At 70.3% G+C, this 11964-nt stretch carries 10 protein-coding genes; 4 read left to right on the top strand and 6 right to left on the bottom strand.

The features are described 5' to 3' along the window. Positions 1-3: 3 nt before the first annotated feature. Complete coding sequence (locus tag ACWDUD_RS21515; RefSeq protein WP_197252466.1) at positions 4-1197, top strand: MFS transporter; 1194 nt, start codon at positions 4-6, stop codon at positions 1195-1197. 24 nt (positions 1198-1221) lie between these two features. Here the strand turns inward: ACWDUD_RS21515 and ACWDUD_RS21520 are convergent, their stop codons facing one another. Further along, entirely contained in the window at positions 1222-3159 is a 1938-nt protein-coding gene (locus tag ACWDUD_RS21520; protein WP_248675958.1) for a vWA domain-containing protein, read from the bottom strand. Then, positions 3156-4544: an ATP-binding protein gene (locus tag ACWDUD_RS21525; protein ID WP_248675957.1), complete on the bottom strand. Its 1389-nt coding sequence runs from the start codon at positions 4542-4544 to the stop codon at positions 3156-3158. Before ACWDUD_RS21525 ends, ACWDUD_RS21520 begins: the two co-directional genes overlap by 4 nt. Positions 4545-4644: 100 nt before the next feature. On the opposite strand from ACWDUD_RS21525, the gene ACWDUD_RS21530 reads away from it, so the two are divergent. The 3 genes from ACWDUD_RS21530 (at position 4645) to ACWDUD_RS21540 (ending at position 6838) form a co-directional block, all read left to right on the top strand. Then, positions 4645-5235: a DUF4126 domain-containing protein gene (locus ACWDUD_RS21530; RefSeq protein ID WP_197252469.1), complete on the top strand. Its 591-nt coding sequence runs from the start codon at positions 4645-4647 to the stop codon at positions 5233-5235. A 142-nt stretch (positions 5236-5377) separates the two neighbouring features. Further along, positions 5378-6337: an alpha/beta hydrolase gene (locus ACWDUD_RS21535; RefSeq protein ID WP_197252470.1), complete on the top strand. Its 960-nt coding sequence runs from the start codon at positions 5378-5380 to the stop codon at positions 6335-6337. Between the two features lie 261 nt (positions 6338-6598). After that, complete coding sequence (locus ACWDUD_RS21540) at positions 6599-6838, top strand: hypothetical protein (protein ID WP_248675956.1); 240 nt, start codon at positions 6599-6601, stop codon at positions 6836-6838. 46 nt (positions 6839-6884) lie between these two features. Here the strand turns inward: ACWDUD_RS21540 and purH are convergent, their stop codons facing one another. From purH to ACWDUD_RS21560, 4 genes are all read right to left on the bottom strand, one after another. Further along, positions 6885-8477 carry a bifunctional phosphoribosylaminoimidazolecarboxamide formyltransferase/IMP cyclohydrolase gene (gene purH / locus ACWDUD_RS21545; RefSeq protein ID WP_197252472.1) on the bottom strand — a complete coding sequence of 531 codons (1593 nt, stop codon included), beginning with the start codon at positions 8475-8477 and terminating at the stop codon, positions 6885-6887. Beyond that, positions 8464-9090: a phosphoribosylglycinamide formyltransferase gene (purN, locus tag ACWDUD_RS21550; protein ID WP_450110598.1), complete on the bottom strand. Its 627-nt coding sequence runs from the start codon at positions 9088-9090 to the stop codon at positions 8464-8466. Before purN ends, purH begins: the two co-directional genes overlap by 14 nt. Before the next feature lie 75 nt (positions 9091-9165). Then, on the bottom strand, positions 9166-10767 hold the full coding sequence (locus ACWDUD_RS21555) for a cell division protein PerM (protein WP_450110599.1): 1602 nt from the start codon (positions 10765-10767) through the stop codon (positions 9166-9168). A gap of 91 nt (positions 10768-10858) precedes the next feature. After that, on the bottom strand, positions 10859-11866 hold the full coding sequence (locus ACWDUD_RS21560; RefSeq protein WP_450110600.1) for a DUF5336 domain-containing protein: 1008 nt from the start codon (positions 11864-11866) through the stop codon (positions 10859-10861). Between the last annotated feature and the right edge of the window lie 98 nt (positions 11867-11964).

The raw sequence follows: 11964 nt of genomic DNA on the forward strand, positions 1-11964 counted from the left end.
GCCGTGCCTTCCGTATCCCGCCACTGGCTGATCCACCTGTGCACCGCGACCGCGCTGCTGCACGCCGCGTTCCAGTCCGTCCGCGTGCTGGTGTCCTATCGGGTGCTCGCGCTCGGCGGGGACGCCACCACCATCGGCGCGATCACCGCGCTGTACGCGATCGTGCCGCTCGTCGCGGCCGTCCAGTTCGGACGGGCGGTGGATCGACATCACGCCGCGGGCATCCTGCGTTCGGGTGTCGTCCTGACGACGGCCGGTGTCGCGGTGATCGCCCTGAGCCCGAACCTGCCGGTGCTCGGCGTCGGCAACGTCGTACTCGGGCTGGGCCAGCTGCTGGTCACCGTGTCGGGACAAGCTTTCGTGTCGATCCTGTCGCCACCGGACCGCCTCGACCGCGGCTTCGCCTGGCTCACCCTCGGGGTGTCGGTCGGGCAGGCCGCGGGCGTGCCCCTCGCCGGGGCGATCGCCGCGGCGGGCGGGGACGATCCGACGGCCGTGAACACCACCCCGGCGCTGCTGGTGATGACCGCGATCTCCGCGGTGGCGCTGCCGTTCGTCGTCGGACTGCGCGAACCCCCCGAGTCCGGACGCCGCAGCGGCGACGACGCACCGCAGTCGGTGCTGTCGATGCTGCGCACCCCCGGCATGAAACCGGCGATGCTGTCGAGTCTCGTGGTGCTCGCGGCCGTGGATCTGGTGGTCGCATACCTGCCGCTGCTCGGCGCCGAATTCGGGTTCGGGGTGCTGCTCGTGTCAGCTCTGCTCACCGCCCGCACGGTCGCGTCCATCGCGTCGCGCGCGTTCTTGCCGTGGGCGTTGCGCCGGGTATCGCGTCGGGCGCTGCTGATCTCCGCGACCGCCGCGACGATCGTCCCCGTCGCGCTGATCCCACTCGTTCCGAACCCGTGGGTGATCGGTGCGCTCCTCGCGATCTGCGGCATGTTCTGGGGTGTCGGCCAGCCCCTGACGATGACGTGGGTGGTCCAGTTGGTCTCGGAGCAGGACCGCGCCTCCGCCCTCGCGGTCCGCCTGACCGGCAACCGCCTCGGTCAGGTCGCGGTCCCGCTCGCGGCCGGCGCGGTCGCGGGGGTGGCGGGCACGGCGTCGGTGTTCCTGGTGACCGCCGCCCTGCTGTCCGCCGCCGCCACCAGCACGTGGCGCGCGACCCGCGCCCGTGTGCCTTTCCGGCGGCCCTGACCGCCACAAAGGCACACCGGCGCGTCAGCGCCTCCGCGACCGCACGTAGTCGCCGACGACCGCCGCGCCCAGCCCGTCGAGATCGGGGGCGACGACGCGACCGCCGACGCGGCGCGCCATCCGGTCCACGATCCGGGCCAGGCCGGGATCGTCGCCGAGCCGGAAGATCGTGATCTGCGCACCCAGCCGCGCCAGATGGTCCAGTTCCCGGACGGTCAGCCCCAGGGTGCGGGGGCTCGGCGGGTAGTCGAACATCGCGTATCCCTCGGGTTCGATGTGCGCGGTCGGTTCCCCGTCGGTGACCACGAGCACCACCGGTTGCGCGTTCGAATGCCGACGCAGGTGCCGGCCGGCGAGCATCAGCGCATGATGCAGATTGGTGCCCTGCTCGTACACACCGTCCAGGCCCGCCAGCTCCGTCGGGGTGACCACACGCGCGTGCCGCCCGAACGCGATCAGCTGCAGCGCATCTCCGCGGAACCGCGTCGACACCAGGTGGTTCAGGGCCAGCGCGGTGCGTTTCATCGGCACCCAGCGACCGTCCATCACCATCGAGAACGACGTGTCCACCAGCAAAGCGACCGCCGCCTGCGCCCGCTGCTCGGTTTCGACGACCTCCACATCCGTGACCGCCATCCGCACCGGTACCCGGCCGGGATCGCGCAACGTCGCGTTGGTGAGTGTGCGTACCACGTCCCAGGATTCGGTGTCCCCGAATTCCCACGGCCGCGACGCCCCGGTCGGTTCACCCATCGCACCGGCGCGACGCGTCTCGCGCTGCCCGCCCCGCGACGACAACCGGTTCATCACGTCCCGCAGCGCGGTCTGCCCGAGCTGACGCATCGCCTTCGGCGACAGCCGCCACTGCCCGTCCGCGCCGCGGTCGAAGAAACCCTGCCGTTGCAGTTCCTTCTCCAGATCGGCGAGGGTGCGCGCGTCGGCGGCGGCCTCGTCGCCGAGCTGCCGTGCGAGCATGTCCAGATCGATGTCGTCGAGGGCGGCACCCGCATACTGCTGCGACAGTTGTTCGGCGAGCGCGTCGAGTTCGGCGATGTCCTGCAACGCCCCGGTGGCTTCGCCCAGACCCATCCCCTGGTCGCCGCGGAACCGTTCGGACCCGGACCAGTCCTCGCCGGGCCGCGCGGCCTGCAGGTGCGCGTCGAGCCGGTTCAGCTGCTGCATCAGCGACGGCGTCCCGAACGCCTGCTGCGCGAGCGCATCCAGTTCGTCGCGCTGCTCCTGCGTCATCGAGTTGCGCAGCCGCTGCGCCGCCGCCGCACGCTGCGCCAGCGAATCGAGCAGTTCCTCGACGTTGCGCGGGTTCTCCGGGAAGAAGTCGCCGTGCTCGGCCATGAACTGCTCGAAGTCCTCGGGCGTGTCCTCGCCGCGAGAGTGCTTGTCCAGCAGGTCGTTCAGGTCCTCCAGCATCTCGTTGACGCGGCGCCGGTCCTCGTCGGTGGCACCCTCGAGCGCCTGTTTCATCCCGGCGAAGCGCTGATCGAGGACCTCCCGCCCGAGCAGGTCGCGGATCTTCTCGTAGTCCTCCCGCGCCTCGGAACTGCGCCAGTCGTAGTCGGCGAGTTCCTGCACGGCCTGCGCGGTCGACGACGGGAGTTCCTCGATCCGCATCTCCGCGAACCGCGCATCGTCGTCGAGGGCACGCGCGAGTTCCTTGCGTTCGGCGAGCACCGCGCGATCGAGCAACTCGCGCACCTCCCTCAGGGTGCCGTCGAGATTGGTGCGGTTCAACAACTCCCGCTTGCGCCGGTTCGCCTGCGCCGCAAGCTGATCCAGACCTCGGATGTTGCCACGCCCGCGGCGCAGCAACTCCCGGAGCGCCCGCCGCGGTGAACTGCCCGCGAGCACGTCGTCACCGATCGCGGCGAGCGCGTCGCGCAGATCCACCGGCGCCGCCAGCGGATCACCGCCGTCGTACGGCCCGTACTGCGCGCCTCTGCTCATCGCGAGTACACCGCGGTTCCGTCGTCGGCGTCGTGCTTGGCGATGCGCCGGGCCAGATAGAGACCTTCCAGAGCGAACTCGACTGCGGCAGCGCGGGTTCCGATATCGTCGGCGCCGAGCCGGTCGGCGACGACGTCGAGCACCGGAAGCTCCGGCAGTTCGTCGAGCAGCACCTTCGCCGTGATCCGGTCCCCGGTCGTGACCGGGCGCCCGTGCTCGATCGCCTCGACGAGGGTCGCCAGGTCGACACCGGCGAGCCGCTCCCGCGCGGTGTCCGCGGTCGCGCGGCGAAGCAGGTGTTCGAGCACCTCGAATTCGCGTCCCTCCTCACCGGATTCGAATTCGACCTTGCCGCGCAGCACCTCCACCACCGTGCCGAGGTCCACGGGCCGGGCGACCGGGTCGTCCTCCCCGAGAACGGCGCCGCGGTGCATGGCCGCGGCCGCGACCGTCTCCGCCCCCGCGACCGCGAAGCGCGCGGACACCCCGGACCGCTGGTCGATCGACGTCGACTCGCGCAGCAGCCGGGTGAAGCGGGCCAGCACCTCGAGCAGGAAATCCGGAACCCGCGCCTGCAGTACGGCTTCCTGCTCGATCACCGCGATCTCGTCGTCGAGTTCGACCGGGTAGTGGGTGCGGATCTCCGCGCCGAACCGGTCCTTGAGCGGGGTGATGATGCGACCGCGGTTGGTGTAGTCCTCCGGGTTGGCGCTGGCGACGAGCAGCACGTCCAGCGGCAGCCGCAGCGTGTAGCCGCGAACCTGGATGTCGCGCTCCTCCATGACGTTCAGCAACGACACCTGGATGCGTTCGGCCAGGTCGGGCAGTTCGTTGATCGCGACGATGCCGCGGTGCGCGCGCGGCACCAGCCCGAAGTGGATCGTTTCGGGGTCGCCGAGACTGCGGCCTTCCGCGACCTTCACCGGGTCCACGTCGCCGACGAGGTCGGCGACGGACGTGTCCGGGGTCGCGAGCTTCTCGGCGTACCGCAGCGACCGGTGCCGCCAGTCGACGGGCAGGTCGTCGCCCAGTTCGGCGGCTCGACGGATCGACGCCGGGGTGATGGGTTCGTAGGGATGTTCACCCAGTTCGGACCCGGCGATCACGGGGGTCCATTCGTCGAGCAGCAACGGCAGCGTCCGCAGCAGCCGGGTCTTGCCCTGTCCGCGCTCGCCGAGCAGAACCACGTCGTGGCCGGCGAGCAGGGCCCGTTCGAGTTGCGGGACGACGGTGTCGTCGAATCCGACGATGCCGGGCCACGGGTCGATGCCGTCGCGCAGGGCGGCGAGGAGGTTCTGCCGGATCTCGTCCTTGACCGATCGCTGCACGTGCCCGGACGCGCGCAGCTCACCGAGGGTGGACGGCCTGGTTGTGGTTGACGTCACCTCACCCAAGGTACGAGGATCCGCCGGATTCGGCATCTGCTCGCGGCGAGCCTCTCGCGTGCGCAACCGTTTCCCGTCCGCACCGCCCTACACTCGGGCCGTGGAGATCTGGATCCTCGCGGCGTTGCTCGGCCTCGGCCTGGCGGCCGCCACCGGCCTGCGCACCTTCCTGCCGCTGCTGATGCTCAGCGCCGCCGTCCACTTCGGATGGTTCGGGATCGTCCTGAACGAGTCGATGCAGTGGATCGGCTCGTCCGCCGCTCTGATCGCGCTGGCGATCGCGACCGTCGTGGAGGTCGTCGCGGATCTCGTCCCGCTGGTCGACAACGCGATGTCGGCGATCGGCACCGTCACCCGGCCGGTCGCGGGTGCGGTCGCGGCGTGGGCCGCGTTCGCCAACCTCGATCCGGCGATGGCGGCGATCGCGGGCATCGTCATCGGGGCCCCGACCGCGCTGGCGGTGAGCACCGCGCAGACGGGCACCCGCGCGGTGAGTACGGCGACGACGGCGGGTCTCGGGAACCCGGTGATGTCGGTGATCGACAGCGTCACCTCGTTCGTGACGTCGCTGATCTCGATGGTGCTGCCGCTGCTGGTCATCCCGTTGCTCGCGCTGCTCACGTGGTTCGGATACCGCGGCTACCGCCGCTTCCGCCGCGTCCGCGGAGCGTTCACGAGGCCGGCCGCGTAGATCCGCGCCCATCGCATGCACATCGAACACCGCATGCACATCGAACACCGCATGCACGTCGAACACCGCATGCACATCGAACACGCCGGCGACACAGCCCTCCGGTGGCCGCGACGTCCGGAACTTCTGATAGACACATGTCATGTCGGAAACCGAGATCACCTTCACCAGCGGCGACGTGACGCTGTACGGCAGCCTGCGAGTACCCGCTCTCGGTGACACCCCGGTTCCGGCCGTGCTGCTGCTGGCCGGCAGCGGCCCGACCGACCGCAACGGCGACAGCGCGCTGCTGCCCGGCCCGATCGGCACCCTCCGCCACCTCGCGGACATCCTCGAGATCAACGGATTCGCGAGCCTGCGCTACGACAAGCTCGGCAGCGGCCTGACCGGGCTCGGCCCGTACGCGGTCGAGGACGTCGCCGACCTCGGCTTCTCCACGTTCATCGACGCCGCCCGCGACGGCCTGCAGTTCCTCGCGGACCAGCCCGGCGTCGACCCCGAGCGCGTGTACGTCGTCGGGCACAGCGAGGGCGCGCTCATCGCCCTGTCGCTCGCGCACGCCGGTGAGCGGGTCGCGGGTCTGGCCCTGCTCGAACCGCTGGCGGTCCGTCTGCTGGACCTGCTGACCGCCCAGATCGACGCGCAGCTCGACGCGGTCGTCGCGGCCGGTCAGCTGGCCGTCCAGGTCGCCGACGAACTGCGTGTCGCGCTCACCGGGGCGGTGGAGTCGCTGCGCGCCGACGGCACCCTCAGCGACCGCCTGCCCGAGCCGCTGCGCAACGCGGGCCTGGTCCCGACGAACGCGAAGGCGCTCGCCGAGGAGGACTCGCTGGATCCGCGCATGCTCGCCGCGCAGATCGACAGCGCACTACCGGTGCTCACCAGCGTCTCCGACAAGGACATCCAGCTGCGCGTCGAGGACGTCGACGCCCTCGACGAAGCGCTCGTGCACACCAAGCTGACGTCGCTGCGGCTGCGCAACGCCAACCACGTGCTCAAGGACATCGGAGACCAGCAGTCCACCGGCGCCGATTACATCGCCGACCTGCCGTATTCGACGGAGTTCACCGACGGATTCGTGGCCTGGCTGCGGGGTCTGTGACCTCACCGCACGAAAATTGGGGATGTAAAACTCTCGTCATTGGGGTATGGTTCCCCGTTAACCCGCTGGATACTCGAGAAAGGTACGGTCCGATGCAGCATCGCAAGCGCACATATCGATTCGTACCCGAGTTCCACTTCCACTGCGCCGCAAGGCGATCCCGGGAATAGAGTCACATCCGACTCGCTTCTCGGGCACCCCAGGCACATCGCCTCGGGTGCCCTTTCTTATCCCCATTCTTTTCGAAGCAAGGAGAACCACATGAAGTTGCGACTGGGAGCCACCGGCTCCGTCCCGAAGGACCTGCCCACCGATCTGACCGGGCACGCCATCACGATCGACCTGCGCCACGTCGACGCCGAGAAGGGCGCACTGGCCGCCGATCTCATCCGCGAACTGCTCGACCGCGGTGCCGCCCGGCTCGTCATCTCCGACGGCCGCGGCACCACCGACATCGAGGCGCCCCACCGACCGGAAACCGCCCACCCGTACGCGGCCTGACGTCAGGTCGTCGTCGGGTGGGCGGCTGCCCCGGGTCGGGGTGCGCTCAGTGCGCGAAGTGGCGTGCGCCCGTCAGGTAGAGGGTGATGCCGGCCTCGCGGGCGGCCTCGATCACCTCGTTGTCACGGACCGATCCACCCGGCTGCACGACGGCCTTGACGCCGGCCTCCGTGAGGACCTGCAGGCCGTCCGCGAACGGGAAGAACGCGTCCGACGCGGCGACGGATCCGACGACACGATCGCCCGCGCGGGTGACCGCGAGACGCGCCGAGTCGACCCGGTTGACCTGGCCCATCCCGACACCGACGGTCGCGCCGCCGGAAGCCAGCAGGATCGCGTTGGACTTCACGGCACGGCAGGCGCGCCACGCGAACTCCAGGTCGGCGAGGGTCTGCTCGTCGGCGGCGTCGCCGCACGCGAGCTCCCAGTTCGCGGCGTTGTCGCCGTCCGCGGTGAGCAGGTCACGCTCCTGCAGCAGCAGGCCACCGGAGATCTGACGCAGCTCGATCTGCGCGGACTTCGGGGAGTCGGCCCGCAGGATGCGGATGTTCTTCTTGCGGGCGAGCACCTCGACGGCACCGGCGGCGTACGACGGGGCGATGATCACCTCGGTGAAGATCTCGGCGACCTGCTCGGCCATCTCGACGCTGACCTCGCGGTTGACGGCGATGACCCCACCGAACGCGGACACCGGGTCACACTCGTGCGCCTTGCGGTGCGCCTCGGCGACCGTGTCGGCGACGGCGATACCGCACGGGTTGGCGTGCTTGATGATCGCGACGCACGGCCGGTCGTGGTCGTGCGCGGCGCGCCACGCGGCGTCGGCGTCCTGGTAGTTGTTGTACGACATTTCCTTGCCGTGGAACTGCTCGGCCTGCGCCAGACCCGGCTCGCCGCCCTCGTTCACGTACAGCGCGGCCGCCTGATGCGGGTTCTCGCCGTACCGCAGCACGTTCGCGCGCGTCCAGGTCGCGCCCGCCCACGCCGGGAACTTGCTGTCGTCGCCGTCCGCTGTGACATCCCCCGTCGCTTCGCTCGCCCCGGTGGCGTAGCCGCTGTTCATCCAGCTCGCGACCGCGACGTCGTAGGCGGCGGTGTGCTGGAACGCCTGCGCCGCGAGGGCCTTGCGCTCGGGCAGGGTGAACCCGCCGGCCTTCACCGCGTCGATGACCGCGTCGTAGCGGGCCGGATCGACGACCACGGCGACGGACGGGTGGTTCTTCGCGGCGGCACGCACCATCGACGGGCCGCCGATGTCGATCTGCTCGACGCACTCGTCGGGGGTCGCGCCCGAGGCGACGGTCTGCGTGAACGGGTACAGGTTGACGATCACCAGCTCGAACGCCTCGATGCCGAGGTCCTTGATCTGGTCGAGGTGGTCCTGCTTGCGGGTGTCGGCGAGGATGCCGGCGTGCACGCGCGGGTGCAGCGTCTTGACGCGGCCCTCGAGGCACTCGGGGAAGCCGGTGAGCTCCTCGACCTTGGTAACGGGGATTCCGGCGCCGGCGATGGTCGCGGCCGTGGAGCCGGTGGAGACCAGTTCGACCCCGGCCTGGTGCAGCCCGGTCGCGAGTTCGACCAGTCCGGTCTTGTCGTACACGCTGACCAGTGCGCGGCGCACAGTCTTACGTTCGGTCACTGGGGATCACGGCCTTTCGTCCATCGGATACAACTCCACGGGTTGCGACAGCGGCGACCACCTCGGCCAGCAACCGTCGTTCCACAACTTTGATGCGCTCGTGCAGGGTGTCCTCGTCGTCGTCCTCGAGGACCGGCACGGGTTCCTGCGCCAGGATCGGCCCGGTGTCCACGCCGCCGTCGACCAGGTGCACGGTCGACCCGGTGACCTTCACGCCGTAGGCGAGGGCGTCGGGGACGGCGTGCGCGCCGGGGAATGCGGGCAGCAGAGCCGGGTGCGTGTTGATGATGCGGCCGCCGAAGCGTTCGAGGAACGCGGGGCCGAGGATCTTCATGAAGCCCGCCGACACCACCAGGTCCGGCTCGTGCGCCGCGACGGCGTCGGTGAGCGCGACGTCCCAGGCGGCACGGTCGGCGTGGTCGCGCAACGCGACCCGGAAACCGGGGATGTCCGCCTCGCGGGCATGGTCGAGGGCTTTGCAGTCGCGGTCGACGCCGACTGCGACGATCCGGGCCGGGTAGCCGTCGGTGCGGGTGGCGTCGATCAACGACCGCAGCAGGCTGCCGGTACCTGAGGCGAGTACGACGACCCGCGCCGGCGCGGTCGGCGGCAACTGGTCACGCGAGGCAGTCAGCGCTCTACTCCTGGACTCGAAGAGGGGTCGGCCGGACCATCGGCCGTCTAGAGCCTAGTCGCTGGTGTTCCGGGTACCTTTCGCGAGGTCCCCGTCGTCGGCTTCGTCGTCGATCTCGGCGTCGACGACGTCGGGTTCCTCGATGTCCTTCGCGTCGGGTTTCGACTCGGGCTCCTCATCGTCGTCGACCACCTCCGCATCGACCACCTCGGTGTCGTCCTCGACGTCCTCGATGTCGGTGTCCTCGTCTCCGTCTTCGTCCTCGGCATCTGCGGATTCGGCGTCTCCGGCGGGCGCGGCTTCGAGTGCCTTCGGTTCCTCGAGCTCACCGGCAGCGGCGTCCTCCCCGGACTCGCCGTCCTCGTCGGAGTCGTCCTCCGTGTCGTCCGGCTCGGCGGACTCCTCCGCCTCGGCCGCGCGCGCAGCCTCGGCTTCGGCGGCGGCCAGCTTGCCTTCCCGCCACAGCAACAGCTGCGCGGTGATGATCCCCAGCAGACCCGACCACGCGAACATCAGGACCCCGGCGAGCCACCAGTTGCCGCCGACCACCCCGAAGAACCCGAGCCGCCCACCGGCCGCCCAGGTCGCGAGCGCGGTGACGACACCGGCTTCGGCGGAGGCCGCCAGCACGGTCAGGGCCCCGTCGCTGCTGGAGACGTACTCGCCGCGCGCCTGCGCCTCGAGGTTGCGTTTGGCGACGTACCGGCCGAGCAGTGCGCCGATCGTGGCGGGCACCGCGAGCGCGACCGGCCAGAAGGACGGTGCCGGGCCCGGCGGGATCGCGGCCAGCACCGGCAGCGCCGGCAGGTCACCGCCGGACGCCTCGAACAGGCTCAGCCGGACCTCGCCGAACTCGACGGTGCTGCCGGCCAGGACCGCGGCCGCACCGATCATCACGTTGGGCAGATACAGGATCGAGATGACCAGCAGGCCGAGGACGCCCATCCAGTTCTCGCCGCGGGCGAGGAGCTCCCCGACGCTCTGCCACGACCAGAGCATCCCGACGACGGTGAGCAGCCCGCCCATCGCGAACATGCCGAGCACCGCCCGGGTTGCGGGCCGGACCGAGTCGACCAGCCATTCGGGGACTGCGTACCGGTCGCAGAGCGGACGCCACATCCTCGACCCGACGCCGAGCAGCGACGACAGCAGATACAGCCCGGTCACCCACGCCAGGGATTGCGCCGGGTCCGGCATCGAGACGGGCAGCACGCTCGAGGCGTCCTGGATGACGACGAGCGCGGTGACCGTCACGGCGAGCGGTCCGGCCAGTGTCGCGGCGGTGATCCGCGCGGCGTCGCGGCCGTCGAGGGCATACCCGCTGTGCAGGACCATCGCGTCCGCGGCCGACGCGCACGAGCGGGCGGACAGCCACACCAGCACCGCGGTGGGCAGCAGCGGCAGCACGCCGAGCGCGGTGCCGTCGATGGTGAGGGTGACCTGGTGCAGGCCGAGCCAGGCACCTGCGGTCGCCGCGTACACGCCGGTGAGGTCGCTGCTCGCGGCGACGAGCGTCGTCACGACGACCGTCACGAGCAGCGCCATCGTCACGGCGGGTACGCGTGCCGCCGTGCCGAGCAGAATGCGGAATTGCTCCGGATCCGGCGAATCCTGATTCGTGGGGAGGCGGGAGTTCCGGCCTAGCGTCGATGTCATCGAGACGAGGGTGTCACCGACCGCGAGCGGTTGCGATCAGGCGCGCCGCAACGGTTGCGATCAGGCGCACCCCGCCGAGTCGTCGAACATGTCACCGTTGCTCGTCGTTCGGCTTCAGCACCTGGGTGGCGTCGTCCGGCGGCGGCGAGACCACGGTGGCGTCCTGGTCGTCCGGTGCCGGCGACAGGACAGTGGCGTCGTTGTCGGTCGGGCGGGCCAGTTCGGTGTCGTCGTCGTGGCTCGGCTCCGGCGCACCCCCGGTCGGGTGCTGCGGCCCGGTCGGATACTGCTGCGATCCGGTCGGAAATTGCTGGGACGGGGTCGGCTGGGACGGGAACTGCTGCGTCCCGTACGGCTGACTCGAATACTGCTGACCCGTGTACTGCTGGCTCGGGTACTGCTGGCTCGGGTACTGGCCCGTGTACTGCTGACCGGTGGTGTACTGCTGGCTCGGGTACTGGCCACTGTAGTGCTGCGGAGACTGCGCGCCGTACTGCTGGCCGGTGTACTGCTGGCTCTGGGGCTGCCCGCCGTACTGCTGCGGGAACTGCCCGGCCGGCTGGGGACTCCCCGGCTGAGGACTCCCCTGCTGCCCGTACCCACCGGGCTGCGGGAACTGGGACTGCGCCGGGTACGCCGCGGACCGTCCCGATCGCGCCGCGGGGACGAGCACACCGATCCCGAACAGCAACGCGACCACGGCCACCGCGGTCTGCAGGAACCCGAACACGAAGATGGCGACGCCGCCCCACGCGATACCGGAATCGTCGGGCAGCTGGAACCACTGGAAGACCGACGTCACGAATCCGACCGCCGATGCGGCCAGCGCGACGCCCCGCAGATCCTGGCCGGGCAGCAACGACAGCGCCGCGCACACCCCACCGAGCAGCAACAGCGCCAACGGCACCACCGCGAATCCGAATTCGAACGCGGACAGTGCGACGTGCCCACCGAATTCGATCCGCATGTAGGGCGCGAGACCCAACAGGAAATTCACCACACCGAGTACCGCGACCGCCACCGGCAACAGCACCGGCACGAGCTTGGCCGACGGCCCACCACCACTCCGATCCGGGGTCTGGCTCGCTGGGAATGTCATCGATCCTTACCTTTCTTTCAGGGGGTTCGAACTGGGCGACGGCCGTAGGCTTCGAACCACCCAGGGACGTCGGACATGGCTTTCATCGCTCTGCTGCC

Source organism: Rhodococcus sp. NPDC003382 (assembly GCF_053589135.1).

Bases quoted from the DNA above. Each gene is read 5' to 3' on its own strand.
- ACWDUD_RS21560 (WP_450110600.1), bottom strand. From the start codon at position 11,866: ATGACATTCCCAGCGAGCCAGACCCCGGATCGGAGTGGTGGTGGGCCG.
- ACWDUD_RS21520 (WP_248675958.1), bottom strand. From the start codon at position 3,159: ATGAGCAGAGGCGCGCAGTACGGGCCGTACGACGGCGGTGATCCGCTG.
- ACWDUD_RS21540 (WP_248675956.1), top strand. From the start codon at position 6,599: ATGAAGTTGCGACTGGGAGCCACCGGCTCCGTCCCGAAGGACCTGCCC.
- ACWDUD_RS21535 (WP_197252470.1), top strand. From the start codon at position 5,378: ATGTCGGAAACCGAGATCACCTTCACCAGCGGCGACGTGACGCTGTAC.
- ACWDUD_RS21555 (WP_450110599.1), bottom strand. From the start codon at position 10,767: ATGACATCGACGCTAGGCCGGAACTCCCGCCTCCCCACGAATCAGGAT.